19 protein-coding genes are annotated in these 21255 nt (G+C 49.6%); 17 read left to right on the top strand and 2 right to left on the bottom strand.

Going from position 1 to position 21255, the window contains the following annotated elements:
- Positions 1-129: 129 nt before the first annotated feature.
- From purE to purD, 12 genes are all read left to right on the top strand, one after another.
- Entirely contained in the window at positions 130-618 is a 489-nt protein-coding gene (gene purE, locus Y79_RS0106840; RefSeq protein WP_003155768.1) for a 5-(carboxyamino)imidazole ribonucleotide mutase, read from the top strand.
- Complete coding sequence (gene purK, locus Y79_RS0106835) at positions 572-1753, top strand: 5-(carboxyamino)imidazole ribonucleotide synthase (protein WP_045926633.1); 1182 nt, start codon at positions 572-574, stop codon at positions 1751-1753. Before purE ends, purK begins: the two co-directional genes overlap by 47 nt.
- Positions 1753-3045 carry an adenylosuccinate lyase gene (gene purB, locus Y79_RS0106830; protein WP_016937017.1) on the top strand — a complete coding sequence of 431 codons (1293 nt, stop codon included), beginning with the start codon at positions 1753-1755 and terminating at the stop codon, positions 3043-3045. Before purK ends, purB begins: the two co-directional genes overlap by 1 nt.
- Positions 3046-3120: 75 nt before the next feature.
- Positions 3121-3840, top strand: a complete 720-nt coding sequence (gene purC / locus Y79_RS0106825; RefSeq protein ID WP_016937016.1) for a phosphoribosylaminoimidazolesuccinocarboxamide synthase — start codon at positions 3121-3123, stop codon at positions 3838-3840.
- Positions 3840-4094: a phosphoribosylformylglycinamidine synthase subunit PurS gene (gene purS / locus Y79_RS0106820; RefSeq protein WP_003155758.1), complete on the top strand. Its 255-nt coding sequence runs from the start codon at positions 3840-3842 to the stop codon at positions 4092-4094. Before purC ends, purS begins: the two co-directional genes overlap by 1 nt.
- Positions 4091-4774 (top strand): phosphoribosylformylglycinamidine synthase subunit PurQ, encoded by a 684-nt coding sequence (purQ, locus tag Y79_RS0106815; RefSeq protein WP_016937015.1) that lies wholly within the window; start codon positions 4091-4093, stop codon positions 4772-4774. The genes purS and purQ overlap by 4 nt, the downstream gene beginning before the upstream one ends.
- Positions 4758-6986, top strand: coding sequence for a phosphoribosylformylglycinamidine synthase subunit PurL (gene purL, locus Y79_RS0106810; protein ID WP_016937014.1), 2229 nt, complete (start codon positions 4758-4760; stop codon positions 6984-6986). The genes purQ and purL overlap by 17 nt, the downstream gene beginning before the upstream one ends.
- A complete protein-coding gene (gene purF, locus Y79_RS0106805) occupies positions 6962-8392 on the top strand; it encodes an amidophosphoribosyltransferase (protein WP_016937013.1) in 1431 nt (476 codons plus the stop codon). Before purL ends, purF begins: the two co-directional genes overlap by 25 nt.
- A 90-nt stretch (positions 8393-8482) precedes the next feature.
- Positions 8483-9523 (top strand): phosphoribosylformylglycinamidine cyclo-ligase, encoded by a 1041-nt coding sequence (gene purM, locus Y79_RS0106800; RefSeq protein WP_016937012.1) that lies wholly within the window; start codon positions 8483-8485, stop codon positions 9521-9523.
- Positions 9520-10107, top strand: coding sequence for a phosphoribosylglycinamide formyltransferase (gene purN, locus Y79_RS0106795; RefSeq protein WP_016937011.1), 588 nt, complete (start codon positions 9520-9522; stop codon positions 10105-10107). Before purM ends, purN begins: the two co-directional genes overlap by 4 nt.
- Complete coding sequence (purH, locus tag Y79_RS0106790) at positions 10104-11642, top strand: bifunctional phosphoribosylaminoimidazolecarboxamide formyltransferase/IMP cyclohydrolase (RefSeq protein ID WP_016937010.1); 1539 nt, start codon at positions 10104-10106, stop codon at positions 11640-11642. Before purN ends, purH begins: the two co-directional genes overlap by 4 nt.
- 15 nt (positions 11643-11657) lie before the next feature.
- Positions 11658-12926: a phosphoribosylamine--glycine ligase gene (purD, locus tag Y79_RS0106785; RefSeq protein ID WP_016937009.1), complete on the top strand. Its 1269-nt coding sequence runs from the start codon at positions 11658-11660 to the stop codon at positions 12924-12926.
- Between the two features lie 112 nt (positions 12927-13038).
- On the opposite strand, the gene Y79_RS0106780 is transcribed toward purD, so the two are convergent.
- Positions 13039-13269 carry a YgaP family membrane protein gene (locus tag Y79_RS0106780; RefSeq protein ID WP_003155749.1) on the bottom strand — a complete coding sequence of 77 codons (231 nt, stop codon included), beginning with the start codon at positions 13267-13269 and terminating at the stop codon, positions 13039-13041.
- Positions 13270-13391: 122 nt separating this feature from the next.
- Between Y79_RS0106780 and Y79_RS0106775 the strand changes: the two genes are divergently transcribed.
- Genes Y79_RS0106775 through Y79_RS0106765 form a run of 3 tightly spaced genes read left to right on the top strand, consistent with a single transcriptional unit; the run spans position 13392 to position 16468 of the window.
- Positions 13392-15134, top strand: a complete 1743-nt coding sequence (locus Y79_RS0106775; protein ID WP_016937008.1) for an adenine deaminase — start codon at positions 13392-13394, stop codon at positions 15132-15134.
- A 24-nt stretch (positions 15135-15158) separates the two neighbouring features.
- Positions 15159-16154, top strand: coding sequence for a DUF3048 domain-containing protein (locus Y79_RS0106770; RefSeq protein WP_016937007.1), 996 nt, complete (start codon positions 15159-15161; stop codon positions 16152-16154).
- A gap of 2 nt (positions 16155-16156) precedes the next feature.
- A complete protein-coding gene (locus Y79_RS0106765) occupies positions 16157-16468 on the top strand; it encodes a YerC/YecD family TrpR-related protein (protein WP_003155745.1) in 312 nt (103 codons plus the stop codon).
- 34 nt (positions 16469-16502) lie between these two features.
- On the opposite strand, the gene Y79_RS0106760 is transcribed toward Y79_RS0106765, so the two are convergent.
- A complete protein-coding gene (locus Y79_RS0106760) occupies positions 16503-18077 on the bottom strand; it encodes an FMN-binding glutamate synthase family protein (RefSeq protein WP_016937006.1) in 1575 nt (524 codons plus the stop codon).
- A 195-nt stretch (positions 18078-18272) separates the two neighbouring features.
- Between Y79_RS0106760 and pcrB the strand changes: the two genes are divergently transcribed.
- Both pcrB and pcrA read left to right on the top strand, forming a co-directional pair.
- The gene (gene pcrB / locus Y79_RS0106755) at positions 18273-18962 is read left to right on the top strand and encodes a heptaprenylglyceryl phosphate synthase (RefSeq protein ID WP_016937005.1); all 690 of its coding nucleotides are present in this window, start codon (positions 18273-18275) and stop codon (positions 18960-18962) included.
- Between the two features lie 57 nt (positions 18963-19019).
- Positions 19020-21239: a DNA helicase PcrA gene (pcrA, locus tag Y79_RS0106750; protein WP_016937004.1), complete on the top strand. Its 2220-nt coding sequence runs from the start codon at positions 19020-19022 to the stop codon at positions 21237-21239.
- Positions 21240-21255 lie beyond the last annotated feature (16 nt).

Here is a 21255-nt window from a genome sequence, read left to right as displayed (position 1 = left end):
CATGGATATCGCAGAAGCGAACGACTGACGATACGCGCGCCATGCCCGGTTTGTATTGCTTCCTCATAGTTGCAATATAAGCCGGGCTTTTTTTTTCTGAAAAACAAAGCATGAGAAGGTGGGAACAGAATGCAGCCGCTAGCAGGAATCATCATGGGAAGCACCTCCGATTGGGAGACAATGAAACATGCATGCGACATACTTGACGAACTTCACATTCCTTATGAAAAACAGGTAGTATCCGCGCATCGGACGCCTGATTTGATGTTTGAATATGCAGAAAGCGCCAGAGACAGGGGTTTAAAAGTCATTATTGCCGGAGCCGGGGGAGCGGCGCATCTGCCGGGAATGACGGCGGCCAAAACGACGCTGCCGGTGATCGGCGTACCGGTTCAGACGAAATCGCTTAACGGGCTTGATTCTCTTCTGTCTATCGTACAGATGCCCGGCGGCGTGCCGGTCGCGACGACGGCGATCGGGAAAGCGGGCGCAGTGAACGCGGGTCTGTTAGCCGCGCAAATTTTGTCGGCATTTGACGGTGATATTGCGGATAAACTAGAGGCGAGAAGAAATGCGACAAAACAAACGGTGCTGGAAAGCAGTGATCAGCTTGTCTGATAAAAAAACGATTTTTCCCGGCGCCGTCATCGGCATTATCGGAGGCGGACAGCTCGGAAAAATGATGGCTGTCGCCGCAAAACAGATGGGCTATAAAGTCGCAGTCGTCGATCCCGTGAAAGACTCGCCATGCGGACAGATCGCCGATATTGAGATTACCGCCCAGTATAATGACCGTGAAGCGATTCAAAAATTGGCCGGAGTCAGCGATATCATTACGTACGAATTTGAAAATATCGATTACGAGGCGCTCAACTGGCTCAAAGAACATGCATACCTTCCCCAAGGAAGCGAGCTGCTGCTTATCACCCAAAACAGGGAAACGGAAAAAAAGGCGATCCAGTCAGCCGGATGTCAGGTCGCTCCTTATCGGATCGTAAACAGCAGACGGGAGCTTGAGGAAGCCGTTCAGTCATTGGGGCTTCCGGCAGTGCTGAAAACATGCCGCGGCGGATATGACGGGAAAGGTCAATTTGTCATTAAGGAAGAAGGACAGACAGATGAAGCGGCCGCGCTGCTAGAAAACGGCACGTGCATACTGGAAAGCTGGGTGTCATTCCGGATGGAGCTTTCCGTTATCGTGACAAGATCGGTGCACGGAGAGATTTCAACCTTTCCGGCTGCTGAAAATATCCACAAAAATAATATTCTGTTCCAAAGCATCGTGCCCGCGAGAGCGGAGGAAACGGTTCAAAAGCGGGCAGAGGCGCTTGCCGTTCAGCTCGCGGAGAAATTGGAGCTTGTCGGGCCGCTTGCGGTAGAAATGTTCGTCACAGAAGACGGAGACCTTTTGATCAATGAACTGGCGCCGCGTCCTCACAATTCGGGGCATTATACGCTCGACCTTTGTGAAACGAGCCAGTTCGAACAGCACATCAGAGCGGTCTGCGGACTTCCTCTCGGCCGAACCGATCTGCTCAAACCGGGAATGATGGTGAATCTTCTCGGTGATGAAGTGAAGCTGGCGGAGGAGCATACGGAGCTTTTAAAAGAAGCCAAACTGTATTTGTACGGAAAACATGAAATTAAAAAAGGCCGCAAAATGGGGCATATAACGTTTTTGCGGGAGCCTGATGAAAAATGGATTCAGGACATCACGAACATATGGATGAAAAGAGACGGAGGACGAGCATAATGATCGAACGTTATTCAAGACCTGAAATGTCCGCGATCTGGACGGACGAAAACAGATACCAGGCATGGCTGGAAGTCGAGATTTTAGCCTGTGAAGCCTGGGCTGAGCTTGGCGTCATTCCGAAAGAAGATGTTAAAGTCATGCGCGAAAACGCGTCTTTCGACATTAACCGCATTTTGGAAATCGAGCAGGATACGCGCCATGACGTCGTGGCATTCACCCGCGCGGTTTCAGAATCATTAGGCGAAGAAAGAAAATGGGTTCACTACGGCCTGACGTCAACAGATGTCGTGGATACCGCTCTTTCCTATCTATTAAAACAGGCGAATGAGATTTTGCTCAAGGACATTGAGAGATTTGTTGACATTATAAAAGAAAAAGCGAAAGAACATAAATACACGGTCATGATGGGCCGCACGCACGGCGTACACGCGGAACCGACGACATTCGGTCTGAAGCTCGCGCTTTGGCACGAAGAAATGAAACGCAACCTTGAACGTTTCAAGCAGGCAAAAGAAGGGATCGAAGTCGGGAAGCTTTCCGGCGCGGTCGGCACGTATGCAAATATTGATCCGTTCGTAGAGCAGTATGTCTGTGAAAAACTCGGCCTGAAAGCGGCGCCGATTTCCACTCAGACATTGCAGCGGGACCGTCATGCGGATTATATGGCGGCACTGGCTTTGATTGCGACGAGCATTGAAAAATTCGCAGTGGAAATCCGCGGTCTTCAAAAGAGTGAAACACGTGAAGTGGAAGAGTTTTTTGCAAAAGGACAAAAAGGTTCATCGGCTATGCCTCATAAACGGAATCCGATCGGGTCGGAAAATATGACGGGCATGGCGCGTGTGATCCGCGGGTACATGCTGACGGCATACGAAAATGTTCCGTTATGGCATGAGCGTGACATTTCTCATTCATCGGCTGAACGCATCATTCTTCCTGACGCGACAATCGCGCTGAATTACATGCTGAACCGTTTCAGCAATATCGTCAAAAACTTAACGGTATTCCCGGAAAATATGAAACGCAACATGGACCGCACACTCGGTTTAATCTATTCTCAGCGCGTGCTGCTCGCTTTAATCGACACGGGTCTGCCTCGTGAAGAAGCATATGACACGGTTCAGCCGAAAGCGATGGAAGCGTGGGAAAAACAAGTGCCGTTCCGCGAGCTTGTCGAAGCGGAGGAAAAAATCACCTCCCGTCTTACACCGGAACAGATTGCCGATTGCTTTGACTACAATTATCATCTGAAAAACGTCGACTTGATCTTTGAGCGTTTAGGTTTATAGAAGAAGTCAGCCGGAGGCGGCTTCTTCAGCCGCTGTAGATTGAATATTCCCAACATTCGGGTTAGGAGGCCTTCCGTGAATATTAAGAACAATAATCTTCTTTATGAAGGAAAAGCGAAACGAATTTATCAAACAGAAGACGAACAGATTCTCCGCGTGGTCTACAAGGATTCCGCAACAGCCTTTAACGGTGAGAAGAAAGCGGAGATCAGCGGAAAGGGCCGTCTGAACAATGAAATTTCAAGCCTGATTTTCAAACATCTGCATGCCAAAGGAATTGACAATCACTTTGTAGAGCGCCTTTCAGAATCAGAGCAGCTTATCAAAAAGGTAAGCATTATTCCGATTGAAGTCGTGGTCAGAAACTTTGCCGCCGGAAGCATGTCGAAACGCCTCGGCATCCCGGAAGGAACTGAGCTTCCGCAGCCGATTATCGAATTTTACTATAAAGACGACGCACTCGGTGATCCGCTCATTACCGAAGACCATATCTGGCTCTTGAAAGCGGCGGTTCCTGAGCAGATCAAAACGATCAAATCAATTACAAATCAAGTGAATCCAGAACTTCAGCATATTTTTGAAGACTGCGGTGTCAGATTAATAGATTTTAAGCTGGAATTCGGCTTAGACGCAGAGGGGCGGGTGCTTTTAGCAGATGAAATTTCTCCTGACACGTGCCGTCTGTGGGATAAAGACACGAACGAAAAGCTTGATAAAGATTTGTTCAGACAGAACCTGGGAAGCTTAACCGACGGATATGAAGAGATTTTCAAAAGACTGGGAGGCATTTCATAATGTATAAAGTGAAAGTTTATGTCAGCTTAAAAGAAAGTGTGCTCGATCCTCAAGGAAGCGCGGTGCAGCATGCATTGCACAGCATGACCTACAATGAAGTGCAGGATGTGCGAATCGGAAAATACATGGAGCTGACGATCGAAAAATCTGACCGTGATCTTGACGCGCTCGTGAAAGAAATGTGTGAGAAGCTCCTAGCCAATACAGTCATTGAAGACTACCGATATGAAGTTGAGGAGGTTGTCGCACAGTGAAATTTGCGGTGATTGTGTTACCCGGCTCCAACTGTGATATTGATATGTTCCACGCCGTGAAGGACGAACTCGGCGAAGAAGTCGAGTATGTCTGGCACGAGGAAACAAGCCTTGACGGATTTGACGGCGTGCTCATCCCCGGCGGCTTCTCTTACGGCGATTACCTGAGATGCGGCGCCATCGCCAGATTCGCAAACATCATGCCGGCGGTGAAAAAAGCGGCTGCTGAAGGCAAACCGGTTCTCGGCGTCTGCAACGGATTCCAGATTTTGCAGGAGCTCGGACTTCTGCCCGGCGCCATGAGACGCAACAAAGATTTAAAATTCATCTGCCGCCCGGTTGAATTAATCGTGCAGAACGGCGAAACAATGTTCACATCTTCTTATAAAGAGGGACAATCGATTACGATTCCGGTTGCCCACGGCGAAGGCAATTTCTACTGTGATGACGAAACGCTTGAAAGATTAAAAGAAAACAATCAAATCGCCTTCACATACGGCAGCGATATTAACGGAAGCGTAAGCGGCATTGCCGGCGTCGTGAATGAGAAAGGCAACGTATTAGGCATGATGCCTCACCCGGAGCGTGCGGTCGATGAACTGCTCGGCAGCGCAGACGGTCTTGCATTGTTCCAGTCTATTGTGAAAAATTGGAGGGAAACTCATGTCGCTACTGCTTGAACCAAGTAAAGAACAAATAAAAGAAGAGAAACTCTATCAGCAAATGGGTGTCAGTGATGACGAGTTCGCACTCATTGAATCGATTATCGGAAGATTGCCGAACTATACGGAAATCGGGATTTTTTCCGTGATGTGGTCAGAGCACTGCAGCTATAAAAATTCAAAACCGGTTTTACGCAAATTCCCGACTAGCGGCGAACGCGTGCTGCAGGGTCCCGGAGAAGGCGCGGGAATCGTTGACATCGGTGACAATCAGGCGGTCGTGTTCAAAATTGAATCGCATAACCACCCGTCAGCGCTTGAGCCATACCAAGGTGCTGCGACGGGAGTGGGCGGCATCATCCGTGACGTTTTCTCAATGGGCGCCCGTCCGATAGCTGTATTAAACTCTCTTCGATTTGGTGAACTCACTTCACCTCGAGTGAAGTACTTGTTTGAAGAAGTAGTGGCGGGAATCGCGGGATACGGAAACTGTATCGGCATTCCGACCGTCGGCGGAGAAGTGCAGTTTGACGCAAGCTATGAGGGCAACCCGCTTGTCAATGCAATGTGCGTCGGCTTAATCGATCATAAGGATATTAAAAAAGGCCAGGCGAAAGGTGTCGGCAACACGGTCATGTACGTCGGCGCTAAGACGGGGCGCGACGGCATCCACGGCGCTACTTTCGCATCAGAAGAAATGTCTGATTCGTCTGAAGAAAAACGTTCCGCGGTGCAGGTCGGCGATCCTTTCATGGAAAAACTTCTCTTGGAAGCCTGCCTTGAAGTCATTCAGTGCGACGCGTTAGTCGGCATTCAGGATATGGGGGCGGCCGGCCTGACAAGTTCAAGTGCGGAAATGGCAAGCAAAGCCGGCTCCGGCATTGAAATGAACCTTGATCTCATTCCGCAGCGGGAAACAGGTATGACCGCTTACGAAATGATGCTTTCCGAGTCTCAGGAACGCATGCTTCTCGTCATTGAACGCGGACGTGAACAGGAAATTGTCGATATTTTTAATAAATATGATCTTGAAGCGGTTTCCGTGGGTCATGTCACGGATGATAAAATGCTCCGCCTCCGCCATAACGGAGAGGTTGTATGCGAACTTCCGGTCGACGCACTGGCGGAAGAAGCACCTGTATACCACAAGCCGTCAGCGGAACCCGCGTACTACCGCGAGTTTCAGGAAACGGAAGTTCCCGCGCCTGAAGTGAAAGATGCGACAGAGACGCTTTTTGCCCTGCTGCAGCAGCCGACAATCGCCAGCAAAGAGTGGGTGTACGATCAATATGACTACATGGTGCGCACAAACACGGTGGTCGCTCCGGGATCTGATGCGGGAGTGCTCAGAATCCGCGGCACAAAAAAAGCACTGGCGATGACGACGGATTGCAACGCCCGCTATTTATATCTTGATCCGGAAGAAGGCGGAAAAATCGCCGTTGCCGAAGCGGCGCGCAACATCATTTGCTCAGGTGCCGAACCGCTTGCGGTCACAGACAACCTTAACTTCGGAAATCCGGAGAAACCGGAAATCTTCTGGCAGATCGAAAAAGCGGCCGACGGGATTAGCGAGGCGTGCAATGTGCTCAGCACTCCGGTCATCGGCGGTAACGTATCACTTTATAATGAATCGAACGGAACGGCCATCTATCCGACGCCTGTTATCGGCATGGTCGGCTTAATTGAAGATACAGCACATATTACGACACAGCATGTCAAAGCGGCCGGAGACTTGATTTACGTCATCGGTGAAACGAAGCCTGAGTATGCAGGCAGTGAACTTCAGAAAATGACTGAAGGAAAAATCTATGGCCGAGCGCCTGAAATTGATCTTGACGTTGAAAAAGCCCGCCAAACATCACTTCTTAACGCCATTAAACAAGGTCTGATCCAATCCGCGCATGACGTGTCAGAAGGCGGCTTGGGCGTGGCGATAGCGGAAATCGTCATGACGACGGAACACCTTGGCGCGAACGTGACTGTAGAAGGGGAAGCGGCGTTATTATTCTCTGAGTCTCAATCCCGCTTTGTCGTTTCCGTGAAGAAAGAAAACAAGGCGGCGTTTGAAGCGGCTGCGGCAGATGCCGTTCATATCGGTGAAGTGACAGGAGACGGACAGCTGACGATCCGAAGCCAAGAAGGACAACAATTGGTTCACGCGCAAACGAAAGAACTTGAGCGCGCGTGGAAAGGAGCTATTCCATGCTTGCTGAAATCAAAGGCCTGAATGAAGAATGCGGTGTGTTTGGCATCTGGGGTCACGAAGAGGCTCCGCAGATTACGTATTACGGCCTGCACAGTCTGCAGCACAGAGGACAGGAAGGCGCCGGCATCGTGGCGACCGACGGCGAAAAACTGACGGCGCATAAAGGGCAGGGGCTTATTACCGAGGTTTTTCAAAACGGCGAACTGAGCAAAGTGAAGGGAAAAGGGGCGATCGGCCACGTCCGCTATGCGACGGCCGGCGGAGGCGGATATGAAAATGTCCAGCCGCTCCTGTTCCATTCGCAAAACAACGGCAGCCTGGCGCTTGCCCATAACGGAAACCTTGTCAACGCCACTCAGCTGAAGCAGCAGCTTGAAAACCAAGGGAGCATCTTTCAGACTTCCTCCGATACGGAAGTGCTGGCTCATCTGATTAAACGCAGCGGCCACTTTTCACTGAAGGATCAGATCAAAAATTCGCTGTCCATGCTGAAAGGCGCTTACGCCTTTTTAATCATGACAGAAACAGAGATGATTGCAGCGCTTGACCCGAACGGACTCAGACCGCTCTCGCTCGGCATGCTCGGCGACGCTTACGTCGTGGCATCAGAAACATGCGCATTCGATGTGGTCGGCGCGACATACCTTCGCGAGGTAGAGCCGGGCGAAATGCTGATCATCAATGATGAAGGCATGAAATCAGAGCGTTTCTCCATGAATATCAATCGTTCCATCTGCAGCATGGAGTACATTTATTTCTCAAGACCTGACAGCAATATCGACGGCATTAACGTGCACAGCGCCCGGAAAAACCTCGGGAAAATGCTTGCCCAGGAGTCCGCGGTTGAAGCGGATGTCGTCACAGGCGTGCCTGATTCCAGTATTTCTGCCGCCATTGGCTATGCCGAGGCAACGGGCATTCCGTACGAACTCGGTCTCATTAAAAACCGTTATGTCGGCAGAACGTTTATCCAGCCGTCACAGGCTCTCCGTGAGCAAGGCGTGAGAATGAAGCTGTCGGCCGTACGCGGTGTTGTTGAAGGAAAACGGGTCGTCATGGTTGATGATTCTATCGTGCGCGGAACGACAAGCCGCCGGATTGTTACAATGCTCAGAGAAGCGGGAGCAACAGAGGTGCACGTCAAGATCAGTTCACCGCCGATCGCCCATCCGTGCTTCTACGGCATTGACACATCAACCCATGAGGAACTGATCGCTTCTTCCCATTCCGTGGAAGAAATCCGCCAGATCATCGGTGCCGACACGCTGTCTTTCTTAAGTGTAGACGGATTGTTAAAAGGAGTCGGCCGAAAATTTGAAGACACCAATTGCGGACAATGCCTCGCTTGTTTTACAGGCAAATATCCGACGGAAATTTATCAGGATACAGTGCTTCCTCACGTAAAAGAAGCGGTGCTGACAAAATAAAATTTGAAAATGATATAAAGGCAGCGCGAGTTCAGGCTGCCTTTCTCTTTCTGCCTTTAAGGAGAAACGAATTAACAAGGAGTGATAGGGATGTCTGATGCTTATAAAAATGCCGGAGTCGACATCGAAGCCGGATATGAAGCCGTCAAACGAATGAAAAAACACGTGGAGCGCACGAAAAGGCTCGGCGTTATGGGAAGCTTGGGCGGTTTTGGCGGAATGTTTGATCTGTCAGAGCTCCCGTATCAAAAGCCTGTTTTAATTTCAGGAACAGACGGTGTCGGCACCAAGCTGAAACTCGCATTTTCAATGGATAAGCATGACACGATCGGCGTCGATGCGGTCGCGATGTGTGTAAACGATGTGCTCGCCCAGGGAGCGGAGCCGCTGTTTTTCCTTGATTATTTGGCAGTCGGCAAGGCCGATCCGGTGAAAATTGAGCAGATCGTTCAAGGTGTGGCAGACGGCTGCGAGCAGTCAGGATCAGCGCTTATCGGCGGTGAGACGGCGGAAATGCCGGGGCTGTATACAGCTGATGAATACGATATTGCCGGATTTTCAGTCGGTGTCGCGGAAAAAGACGAAATTGTCACCGGTGAACATATCGAAGAAGGGCATCTCTTAATCGGACTTTCCTCAAGCGGCCTTCACAGCAACGGTTTTTCCCTTGTGAGAAAAGTGCTTCTTGATGATGGCGGGCTTGATTTGGATACTGTCTATGAACCGTTTGCGCGGCCTCTCGGAGAAGAATTGCTGGAACCGACAAGAATATATGTGAAACCGGTGCTTGAGGCGGTGAAAAGCGGTAAGGTGGACGGCATGGCGCATGTGACAGGCGGAGGATTCATCGAGAACATCCCGCGGATGCTGCCGGACGGATTGAGCGCGGAAATTGATCACGGATCATGGCCGATCCCGCCGATTTTTCCGTTTTTACAGGAGCACGGCAAGCTGAAAGAAGAAGACATGTTCAATGTCTTTAACATGGGCATCGGTTTTGTCCTTGCCGTTAAAGAAGAGGACCTGACAGACGTTATCGAAACGCTTGAAGCTCAAGGCGAAAAGGCTTATTTGATCGGACGGGTCAAACGCGGCGAAGGCATTTCTTTCGGCGGTGCGGCTCTTTCATGAAGAAATTTGCGGTATTTGCTTCAGGAAACGGATCGAACTTTGAGGCCATTGCCAAACGTATGAGAGAAGAGAAGTGGGACGCGGAGCTCTCCCTTCTCGTGACGGATAAGCCCCAGGCAAAGGCTGCGGAAAGGGCGGAGGCTTTACATATCCCGTCATTCGCCTTTGAGCCGTCAGCTTTTGCAAACAAGGCTGCCTTTGAACGGGCCATTATTGAACAGCTTCGTCTGCACGGAGCGGAACTAATCGTTCTCGCCGGCTATATGAGACTGATCGGAAATACGCTTCTTGAAGCTTACGGGGGCCGCATTGTTAATATACATCCTTCGCTTCTGCCGGCATTTCCGGGAATCGACGCTGTCGGACAGGCGTATCGGGCCGGTGTGAAAGTGGCCGGCATTACCGTTCATTACGTCGACGAAGGCATGGACACCGGACCGATTATCGCGCAAAAAGCATTCGAGATACAGGAAAACGATACGCTTGAAGATATAGAACTTAGGATACACGAGCTTGAGCACAAATGGTATCCGAGCGTTGTGAAACAGCTGCTGGGACTAAATAACAGAGGTGAAAAGGCATGACAATCAAACGCGCACTAATCAGTGTTTCTGATAAAACAAATCTCGTACCTTTCGTAAAGGAACTGACAGAGCTCGGCGTCGAAGTCATTTCGACCGGAGGAACAAAAAAACTTCTCCAGGAAAACGGTGTGGATGTCATCGGCATTTCGGAAGTGACCGGATTTCCTGAAATCATGGACGGACGGTTAAAAACGCTCCATCCTAATATTCACGGCGGACTGCTTGCCGTAAGAGACAATGAAGAGCATATGGCGCAGATCAATGAGCACGGCATTGCCCCCATTGATCTTGTGGTCGTCAACCTTTATCCGTTTAAAGAAACGATTTCAAAAGAAGACGTAACATATGATGAAGCGATAGAAAACATTGATATCGGAGGCCCCGGCATGCTGCGCGCCGCATCGAAAAACCATCAGGATGTGACGGTCATCACAGATCCGGCCGATTACAGCTCCGTGCTCAATGAGATCAAAGAACACGGCGGCGTTTCGCTTAAAAGAAAACGCGAGCTTGCGGCCAAAGTATTCCGCCATACCGCGGCATACGACGCATTAATCGCTGATTACTTAACACGCGAGACCGGTGAGAAAGACCCAGAGCAATTCACCGTTACATTTGAAAAAAAACAATCGCTCCGCTACGGCGAAAACCCTCACCAAGAGGCTGTTTTCTATCAAAGCGCACTGCCTGTCTCCGGTTCCATCGCGGCGGCAAAACAGCTTCACGGCAAAGAGCTTTCTTACAATAATATTAAGGACGCGGATGCGGCCGTTCAAATCGTCCGGGAGTTTGCAGAACCCGCGGCTGTTGCCGTTAAACATATGAACCCGTGCGGAGTCGGTACGGGAGCTTCAATTGAGGAAGCATTCAATAAAGCGTATGAAGCTGATAAAACGTCCATTTTCGGCGGCATCATCGCGCTGAACCGTGAAGTTGATCAGGCAACGGCTGAAGCTCTTCACGGCATCTTTTTAGAAATCATTATCGCCCCTTCTTTCAGCAAAGAAGCGCTGAACGTGCTGACGGTGAAGAAAAACCTTCGTCTGCTCACGCTTGATGTGAATTCATCAGGAAAGAAAGAAAAACAGCTGACTTCCGTACAGGGCGGCCTTTTGATTCAAGATTTAGACGTGCACGGATTTGATGAAGCCGACATCAGCATTCCGACAAAAAGAGAGCCGAACGAGCAGGAGTGGGAAGATCTGAAGCTCGCCTGGAAAGTCGTTAAACATGTGAAATCCAACGCAATCGTTCTTGCAAAAGACCATATGACGGTCGGTGTGGGCGCAGGACAGATGAATCGCGTCGGTTCAGCCAAAATCGCCATTGAGCAGGCCGGAGAAAAAGCAAAAGGCAGCGCGCTCGGTTCAGACGCGTTTTTCCCGATGCCGGATACAGTCGAAGAAGCCGCAAAAGCGGGCGTCACAGCAATTATCCAGCCCGGCGGATCGGTCCGCGACGAAGATTCAATTAAAAAAGCGGATGAATACGGCATCGCCATGGTATTCACCGGCATCAGACATTTCAAACATTAAGGGGAGGAACGAAGCGTGAATGTATTGATTATCGGTAAAGGCGGCAGAGAGCACACACTGGCTTGGAAAGCGGCGCAAAGCCCGCTTGTTGACACGGTGTACGCCGCGCCCGGAAATGACGGTATGGCGGATTGCGCGACGCTGGTCAGCAGCGAAGAAAGCGATCATGCCGCACTCATCGCCTTTGCGAAAGAACATCATGTCGGCCTGACGATTATCGGCCCCGAAGTTCCTCTGATCGAAGGGATAGCGGATGAGTTTGAAAAAGCCGGACTGCTTGTTTTCGGACCGTCCGAAAAAGCGGCAATCATTGAGGGAAGCAAACAGTTTGCCAAGGATTTAATGAAAAAATACGGCATTCCGACGGCGGAGTATGAGACATTTACTTCATTTGAAGAGGCGAAAGCTTATGTGCGGCAAAAAGGCGCGCCGATTGTCATTAAAGCCGACGGGCTTGCGGCCGGAAAAGGTGTAACGGTCGCGATGACGGAAGAAGAAGCGATCGAATGCCTGCACGATTTTCTTGAGGATGAGAAATTCGGGGAGGCGAGCGCATCTGTTGTTATTGAAGAGTTCCTCGCCGGCGAAGAATTTTCCTTAATGGCGTTTGTGAAGGGGGAGACCGTCTATCCGATGGTGATCGCCCAAGACCATAAGCGCGCCTTCGACGGAGACAAAGGGCCGAACACGGGCGGAATGGGCGCCTATTCACCGGTACCGCACATTTCCGATGATATCGTCAAAAGCGCCGTCGAAACGATTGTGAAGCCGGCGGCAAAAGCAATGGTGAAGGAGGGACGCTCCTTCACGGGCGTGCTGTACGCGGGGCTGATTCTGACGGAAAACGGATCAAAAGTCATTGAATTCAACGCGCGCTTCGGAGATCCGGAAACACAGGTCGTCGTGCCGAGAATGGAATCAGACCTTATTCAGGTGCTTTTGGATCTGCTGCATGAGAAAGATGTTGACCTAAGATGGAAGGATACGGCCGCCGTCAGCGTTGTGCTGGCTTCTGAGGGCTATCCTGAAAGCTATGCGAAAGGCACACCGATCGGCGGTTTGACGGCCGCTGAAGACGGGATCGCCGTTTTTCATGCCGGAACGAAAAAAGCCGGCGGCCAATTTGTCACAAACGGCGGACGGGTCGCCAATGTCACCGCATTTGCTGAAACATTTGAAGCGGCGAGGGATAAAGTGTACAGCGCCGTTTCAGGGCTGACAAAACCCGGACTGTTTTACAGAAGCGACATCGGCGCCCGTGCGCTGAAAGCTTCGCAGCGATAAAGAGGGAAACCCGCGTCATGTAAGACGCGGGTTTTCTTCTGAAAGGACGACTAAGTTTGTCGATTTACTGTGAGAGATGATTCTTCTCGGAATAACAAGCCGTTGCGGCTTGTTATTTTTCTTGCTGATGGCTGTCATCCTGATTCATTCCGGCCTGGAACATATATGTCACCGGACAGAAGCGGAGGATGCCGGACGCCGCTTTCATCGCGCCCATCATCATACAGAAGAGATGCATCTTGCACCAAGGTTTCCTCGTATATTTCGCTGACGCAGCAGATAAAATGGTGAGGCCGCAAGTGATGCGCATAACGGCGTTCAATAAACTGATATTCGGTTTCATCATTTCAGCTCCCTTAGAAAAAGTTTTTTCATTCATCTTCAATAATTTGTAACGTTTCAGCCGTGCGATAATTGTGCGGATGTGATACGATGGGTCTAATATAAGCGAAGGAGAGTATGTGAATGTCCGAACGTACCTTTAACTGGAAAAATAAAGACATCAGATCACAGGCGGATGTTGTAGACTCAAAGCTGCTTCCAACGCTGCTTTTACGGGATGCTCTCGTATTAAATCCTTTTTTAAAACAATGGCTGAAAAAGAACGTCTGGATTTACGGAGACCGAATTGTATATGTTGGTGATGAGATTCCTGATGCAGCAGAGCACATTCATACCATAAATTGTGAAGGAAAATACATTGTGCCAGGTTACATTGAACCGCATACACATCCTTTTCAAATATATAATCCCCAAACGCTCGCCGAATATGTGTCTCAATTCGGAACAACGACGTTTGTTAATGATAACTTGTTTTTTCTTTTGAACAGCGGTAAAAAGAAAGCGCTTACTATATTAGAGGAACTGAAAAAACAGCCGGTGCAATATTTCTGGTGGTCCAGATACGACCTGCAGACAGAAGTGCTGAATGAGGATCAGCTGCTTTCTTATGATGTCCGCAAACAATGGATTGAGCACCCGGATGTCATTCAAGGCGGAGAATTGACCGGGTGGCCGCGCCTGATGGACGGCGATGACTTAATGCTTCATTGCATGCAGGCGACGAAAAAACTGCGCAAGCGGATCGAAGGGCATTTTCCCGGCGCTTCTGAGAAAACATTGACGAAGATGAAACTGTTCGGAGCTGATTCCGACCATGAGGCCATGAACGGTGACGAGGTGATGAGACGGCTTGAATTGGGCTACTATGTTTCACTCAGACATTCATCCATCCGCCCTGATTTGAGAACGATATTGCAGGATCTCCATCAAAAAGGCTTCCGGCATTATGATCATTTCTTTTACACGACGGATGGGGCGGCGCCGCATTTTTATAAAGGCGGCATGACGAATGAATTGATCAAAATCGCTTTGGAGGAAGGGGTTCCGGTGATTGACGCCTACAATATGGCGTCTTTTAATATCGCGAAGTATTATCAGATGGATGACTTTCTCGGTGTGGTCGGTCCGGGACGGCTTGCCTCATTGAACATTCTCGACGACCCGATGAATCCGGACCCGGTCACGGTGATCTCCAAAGGCATCCTGCTGAAAGAAGACGGCCGAAATATGAAGGCGTTTACAAAAACGGATTGGAAAAGAGGCGGTCTTGTCCCTCTTGAGCTTTCATATGATATGACGATGGATGATTTACAGTTTTCAATGCCGATGGGTGTGAAAATGCGCAACGCGGTCATTATGGAGCCGTATATGATTGCGATTGATAATTCTGTTGACCAGCTTTCTTTTGATCATGATGAAAGTTACCTCACGCTTCTCGATAAGCATGGGAAATGGCGGGTCAATACAATGCTGAAAGGTTTTGCCGAGCGGGTGCAGGGCTTTGTCAGTTCTTACACGACAACCGGAGATATTATCGCTGCGGGAAAAAATAAGGAAGATATCCTGCTTGCTTTCTCACGGATGAAAGAAATCGGCGGCGGAATCGTGCTTGCCGAAAACGGGAAGATTCTTCATGAAATTCCCCTTGCCTTGAACGGTTCTGCATCTGCGGAGAGTTTTGAAGACGTGCTTGAAAAAGAGCAAAAGCTGAGGACTTTGCTTGAGGAGCGGGGCTACCGATTCTGCGATCCGATCTATACGCTGCTCTTTTTGCAGAGCACACATCTGCCTTATATTCGCATTACGCCGAGAGGAATATTCGACGTGATGAAAAAAACTGTACTCTTTCCATCGATAATGCGTTAAAATATAAAAGCAGGGAGCCGACATATGAAAAGATGGAAAACCGTTTGTATGCTTTGTTTTGCGTTTTTGCTGCTTGCCGCCTGCCGGCAGAATGATGCCGATCAGGTGAAGCCGAAAGAGGCGGAAGCTCCTTTAACGGGGTTAAAAACTGAGCGGAAGCTTGCAGAACGCCGTCCGATTGCAGTTATAGTGAACAATCATCCGAAGGCGAGGCCCCAATCCGGGCTGTCAAAGGCGGATGTTGTCATCGAAGCGCTCGCGGAAGGCAGGATTACGCGGTTTCTCGCGATTTTTCAGAGTGAGATGCCGGAAACGGTCGGGCCTGTGCGGAGCGCGAGGGAATACTTTGTCACCCTCAGCAGCGGGTTTAACAGCATATTTATCCATCATGGCTGGAGTCCCGGCGCTAAAAAGCAGCTGGAGTCCGGTGCTTACGATTATATAAACGGTTTGGATTTTGACGGAAGCCTGTTTTGGCGGGCCGATTTCAGCAAGCCGCCCCACAATTCCTACACGTCTTATGACAATATCAGAAAGGCGGCGGAACAAAAAGGATACAAGCTGAACGGAAAAACAAAACCGCTTCCATTTCAGACATCAGATGCAAATCCCGGAAACGAAACCTACAATATTCGGATAGATTATGGAACACAAAACGTTACAAATCTTGTCGAATACGATTATGATAAAAAAGCTGATACTTATACAAGAAGCTCTGATGGTGTGAAAGCGACAGACCGGGAGACCGGAAAGCCTTTAGCCATGCGCAACATTTTTATTGTTGAAGCCGGCCATCGCATGACAGACAAAGATGGAAGGCGGGCCATCGATATTCAATCAGGAGGGAAAGGCCTCCTGCTTCAGCACGGCGATGTTATTGAGTCAGACTGGGAATACAAAGACGGCCGTATTCTGCCCGTTAAAGGCGGTGAGATTCTTCCGTTTGTGCCGGGAAAGACATGGATTAATATCGTTCCTGATCTCGATGCAGCTTCCATTAGTAAAGGAGAAGGTGTTTGACGATGCAAATCGATAAATTACGCGGAAAAGAACTGGACCAGTTATTTTTATCTATTTTATCGCTGAAAGATCTGGAGGAATGCTATCGTTTCTTTGACGATCTTTGTACGATTAATGAAATTCAATCGCTGGCGCAGCGTTTGGAAGTGGCAAGAATGCTCCGCGAAGGAAATACGTATCACAAAATTGAAAGCGAAACGGGTGCTTCCACAGCGACGATTTCCCGAGTGAAGCGCTGCTTAAATTACGGAAATGACGCCTATGAAATGGCGCTTGACCGTGTAAACAAAGGGGAATCTTCCTCAGCAACGTAAAAAACCGACCTGCCGGTGACGGCAGGCGGTTTTTTTATGCGTGCTGATCCATACGGCCGGGAAGTTCCCTCAGGCTTCCGTCTTTCTCCCGGTATACGATGTGTTCAGCTGAGAAATGAATCGGCGAGCTGATGCCCGCCGCCGCGGCAAGGTGAAACAGCCCTTCACGCAGGGAAAGCACGTAGTTGCAGACGCGGTGCTGTTTGTCTTCGATACTGAGCGCGCGCTGAAGTTTTGGATCGGTTGTCGCCACTCCGACAGGACAATGATTGGTGTGGCATACTTGAGCACGGATACAGCCGACTGAAAACATCATTCCCCGGGCAATATTGACAAAATCCGCGCCTAGCGCGAGGGCGACGGCAATCTTATCCGGAGTGAGCAGCTTTCCGGATGCGAAAATTTTCAGCTTATCTCTTATACCGTATGTCTTCAAAAGGCCGTCAACAAGGGGGAGGCCGGTCAGAATCGGCAGGCCGACGGAATCCGCCAGCTCATGGAAAGAAGCCCCGGTCCCCCCTTCACTGCCGTCAATCGTAATAAAGTCGGGATGTTTGCCTGATGAACTCATGCAGGAAATAAGATCTTCAAGGTCTTTGCGGCTGCCGGGGACAATTTTAATGCCGACCGGTTTTTCACCTACAGTCCTTAATTTCTCAATGAAATCAAGCATGTCCGGTACATTTGAAAATTCGTTGAAGCGGTTGGGACTGTCAATGGATTGTCCGGGCTGCACATTCCTGATGGCGGCAATTTCTTCGGTCACCTTTGAGCCGTCAATATGCCCGCCTCTTGCTTTCGCCCCTTGCGCAAGCTTTAATTCAAAGGCTTTAATCTGCTCGAGACGGCTTTTTTTCTTAAATTCTTCCCAGGAAAATTCTCCTTCTTCGGTGCGGACGCCGAACAGCCCCGGGCCGATTTGGCAGATAATATCCGCGCCGCCTTTCAGGTGATACTCTGACAGGCCGCCTTCGCCTGTATTCATCCATGTGCCTCCGGCTTGGTGCAGCCCTTTTGACAGGGCGGTAATTGCCCGGTCGCCAAGTGAGCCGTAGCTCATCGCTGATTGTCCGATTAATCCTTTTACATAAAACGGCTTCTTACATGTGTCACGGCCGATTACTTGCACATCGTCCGGATGCAGGTAATAAGGGTCTGCTTTCGCTTTTTCACGGTGCTCGCTGCGTTTCAGCAGATTGTCTTTGTCAATCTTGTATACCATCGTCTCGATCTTCGGCGTCTGATCTGTGCGCAGTTCCTCCCTTTGTTTCGGGAAGAGGGCGTTACGGATATAATAGCCCGGCTGATCGAAATCCCGTTCCGATCCGAAGCCCATCATTCTGCTTTTATACTTTCCCGACATGACTGTCTGTTCATATTCTCTCCGGGAAAACGGCTGTTCTTCGTTATCATTGCTGAACAAATACTGCCGCAGCTCAGGCCCGATTTTTTCAAATATATAACGCAGCTTTCCCGTTACGGGATAATTGCGCAGCACTGAATGCTCTTCCTGCTTTTCGTCTCTTATGTATATCCAAAGAAACAATGCGGCGGGAACTAAAATAATCAAAATTAATATACAAATCAGTATGATAATGGCTTGTTCCATTGAAATCAGACTCCTTGCCTTTTTTCTCTTTGACATTCCACATTTTGTCTTTTTTGAAACATAGCCGTATCCCTGCAGGCGGAGCGCAATCTTTTTTTGTGAATCAGGTGAATGACGTCTTTTTCCGTTTTTCCGGGCCAAATGAATTTGTTATAATGTTTAAATGGCAAGAAACGAATGGAGGAACGAAAACGCATGTACGATGTTAACGAGTGGAAGCACGTTTTTAAACTCGATCCGAATAAAGATTTACCGGATGAACAGCTGGAACGGCTTTGTGAATCAGGGACTGACGCCATTGTGATCGGAGGAAGCGACAATGTCACCGAGGACAATGTGCTGAGGCTGATGTCAAAGGTGCGGCGGTTTTTAGTGCCGTGCGTACTTGAGGTGTCAACGATTGATTCCATTGTGCCCGGGTTTGATCTTTATTTCATTCCGAGTGTGCTTAACAGCAAAAATGCGGACTGGATTGTCGGCATGCACCACCAGGCGATGAAAGAATACGGCGAGCTCATGTCAATGGAGGAAATCGTGACGGAGGGCTATTGCATCGTCAACCCTGATTGTAAGGCGGCCGCTTTGACGGAGGCGGATACACATATAGAAACAGAAGATATTCTCGCCTATGCGCGGGTCGCGGAGAATTTGCTTCATCTCCCGATTTTTTATCTGGAATACAGCGGGATGCTGGCAGACATAGAAACAGTAGAGAAAACGAAGGGTGTGCTGGACAAGTCCGTCCTGTTTTACGGCGGCGGCATTAAAGACGCGGAAACGGCGGAACGGTTCGGCCGTCATGCCGATGTCATCGTTGTGGGAAATGCCGTATATGAAGATTTTGATCAGGCGCTCAAAACGGTGGCGGCTGTAAAGACAAAGTAGCCAAGCGGACGAATTTGATTTATGATAGAACATATGTTTGATAGGCGGTGAACGGATATGAATTACATTAGCAATCAATTATTAAGCGGATTAAATCCCGTTCAGCAGGAAGCGGTTAAGACGACGGACGGTCCGCTGCTTCTGATGGCAGGTGCGGGAAGCGGAAAAACACGGGTGCTGACGCACAGAATCGCGTACTTAATGGCGGAAAAACACGTGGCGCCGTGGAACATTCTGGCGATTACATTTACAAATAAAGCCGCCAGAGAAATGAAGGAGCGGGTGGAGAGCATTCTCGGCCCCGGCGCGGATGAAATCTGGATATCCACCTTCCACAGCATGTGCGTGCGGATTCTGCGCAGGGACATTGACAGAATCGGCATCAACCGAAACTTCTCCATTCTTGATACGGCTGATCAGCTTTCCGTTATTAAAGGGATTCTGAAAGAGCGGAATATTGACCCGAAAAAGTTTGATCCGAGAAGTATTTTAGGCTCGATCAGCAGCGCAAAAAACGAGCTGATCGAACCTGAGGAATTCGCAAAAACGGCCGGCGGCTACTACGATCAGGTCACGAGTGACGTGTATACCGATTATCAGAAAAAACTGCTGAAAAACCAATCGCTCGATTTTGATGATTTAATCATGACGACGATCAAGCTTTTCGAGCGTGTGCCGGAAGTGCTTGAGTTTTATCAGCGCAAATTCCAGTACATTCACGTAGACGAGTATCAGGATACGAACAGAGCGCAATACCTGCTCGTTAAGCAGCTTGCGGCCCGTCTTGAAAATATCTGCGTCGTCGGTGACTCCGACCAGTCCATTTACAGATGGCGCGGGGCGGATATCGCGAATATCCTTTCCTTTGAAAAAGATTATCCGAGCGCAAACGTGATTCTGCTCGAACAAAACTACCGCTCAACAAAGCGGATTCTGCAGGCGGCCAACGAAGTGATCAAAAACAACTCAAACCGCAAGCCGAAAAACCTGTGGACGGAGAATGACGAAGGCGTCAAGCTTGCTTATTACAGCGGCGACAATGAATTCGGCGAAGGCCAATTCGTCGCGGGCAAAATTTATGAGCTGAACAGCTCAGGCCGGCGGAAGCTTTCCGATATCGCGATTTTATACCGGACAAACGCCCAGTCGCGCGTTATCGAGGAAACCCTTTTAAAAGCCGGTCTGAACTACAATATCGTCGGCGGAACCAAGTTCTACGACAGAAAAGAAATTAAAGACATTCTCGCATATCTGCGCCTTGTGTCAAACCCGGACGATGACATCAGTTTTACACGGATCGTCAATGTGCCGAAACGGGGCGTCGGCGCCACTTCGCTTGAAAAAATCGCTTCATACGCAGCGATGAACGGCATGTCAATGTTCCAGGCGATCAAACAGATTGATTTCATCGGCGTCAGCGCGAAAGCGGCAAACGCGCTTGACGGCTTTGGCGCGATGATTGAAAACCTGACGAATATGCAGGATTACCTGTCCATTACGGAACTCACGGAAGAAATTCTCGATAAAACGGAATACAGAGAAATGCTGAAGGCTGAAAAGTCTATTGAGGCCCAGAGCCGTCTTGAAAATATCGACGAGTTTCTTTCTGTCACGAAAAACTTCGAACAAAAAAGCGAAGACAAGTCTCTCGTCGCGTTTCTCACCGATCTGGCGCTGATTGCGGATATTGACCAGCTCGACCAGAAGGAAGAGGAATCGGGCGGAAAGGATGCCGTCACGTTAATGACGCTGCACGCCGCTAAGGGGCTTGAATTTCCTGTCGTGTTCTTAATGGGCATGGAGGAAGGCGTATTCCCGCACAGCCGCTCCCTGATGGAAGAAGCCGAGATGGAAGAAGAGCGCAGGCTCGCATATGTAGGCATTACGAGGGCGGAAGAAGAACTGTACTTAACGAATGCCAAAATGCGCACCTTGTTCGGGCGTACCAATATGAATCCGGAATCCCGCTTTATCAGGGAAATACCTGACGATTTATTGGAGAACCTAAATGAGAAGAAAACACCTCGCATGCAGCCGGGACGAAAAGTGCAGCCGAAACGCGGGCCCGTATCCCGTCCTGTTTCCTACGCGAACAAAACAGGCGGCGACTCGCTCAGCTGGGCGGTCGGCGATAAAGCGGGCCATAAAAAATGGGGCATCGGAACGGTTGTCAGCGTAAAAGGAGAAGGCGAGAGCACCGAGCTTGATATCGCATTCCCGAGCCCAGTCGGCGTGAAGCGTCTGCTTGCCGCTTTTGCGCCGATTGAAAAGCAGTAACCTGAAGAGGAAAGGA

The sequence above is a fragment of the Bacillus siamensis KCTC 13613 genome (assembly GCF_000262045.1).
GTDB lineage: Bacteria > Bacillota > Bacilli > Bacillales > Bacillaceae > Bacillus > Bacillus siamensis.
This window is presented reverse-complemented; position numbering and strand designations above follow the sequence as displayed.

What these genes read in the sequence shown, in the direction of transcription:
- purF (WP_016937013.1), top strand. Translation starts at nt 6,962, where the DNA reads ATGCTTGCTGAAATCAAAGGCCTGAATGAAGAATGCGGTGTGTTTGGC.
- pcrB (WP_016937005.1), top strand. Translation starts at nt 18,273, where the DNA reads ATGTACGATGTTAACGAGTGGAAGCACGTTTTTAAACTCGATCCGAAT.
- purS (WP_003155758.1), top strand. Translation starts at nt 3,840, where the DNA reads ATGTATAAAGTGAAAGTTTATGTCAGCTTAAAAGAAAGTGTGCTCGAT.
- Y79_RS0106760 (WP_016937006.1), bottom strand. Translation starts at nt 18,077, where the DNA reads ATGGAACAAGCCATTATCATACTGATTTGTATATTAATTTTGATTATT.
- purK (WP_045926633.1), top strand. Translation starts at nt 572, where the DNA reads ATGCGACAAAACAAACGGTGCTGGAAAGCAGTGATCAGCTTGTCTGAT.
- purH (WP_016937010.1), top strand. Translation starts at nt 10,104, where the DNA reads ATGACAATCAAACGCGCACTAATCAGTGTTTCTGATAAAACAAATCTC.
- Y79_RS0106765 (WP_003155745.1), top strand. Translation starts at nt 16,157, where the DNA reads ATGCAAATCGATAAATTACGCGGAAAAGAACTGGACCAGTTATTTTTA.
- purN (WP_016937011.1), top strand. Translation starts at nt 9,520, where the DNA reads ATGAAGAAATTTGCGGTATTTGCTTCAGGAAACGGATCGAACTTTGAG.
- pcrA (WP_016937004.1), top strand. Translation starts at nt 19,020, where the DNA reads ATGAATTACATTAGCAATCAATTATTAAGCGGATTAAATCCCGTTCAG.
- Y79_RS0106775 (WP_016937008.1), top strand. Translation starts at nt 13,392, where the DNA reads ATGTCCGAACGTACCTTTAACTGGAAAAATAAAGACATCAGATCACAG.
- purM (WP_016937012.1), top strand. Translation starts at nt 8,483, where the DNA reads ATGTCTGATGCTTATAAAAATGCCGGAGTCGACATCGAAGCCGGATAT.
- purE (WP_003155768.1), top strand. Translation starts at nt 130, where the DNA reads ATGCAGCCGCTAGCAGGAATCATCATGGGAAGCACCTCCGATTGGGAG.
- purL (WP_016937014.1), top strand. Translation starts at nt 4,758, where the DNA reads ATGTCGCTACTGCTTGAACCAAGTAAAGAACAAATAAAAGAAGAGAAA.
- purB (WP_016937017.1), top strand. Translation starts at nt 1,753, where the DNA reads ATGATCGAACGTTATTCAAGACCTGAAATGTCCGCGATCTGGACGGAC.
- Y79_RS0106780 (WP_003155749.1), bottom strand. Translation starts at nt 13,269, where the DNA reads ATGAAACCGAATATCAGTTTATTGAACGCCGTTATGCGCATCACTTGC.
- Y79_RS0106770 (WP_016937007.1), top strand. Translation starts at nt 15,159, where the DNA reads ATGAAAAGATGGAAAACCGTTTGTATGCTTTGTTTTGCGTTTTTGCTG.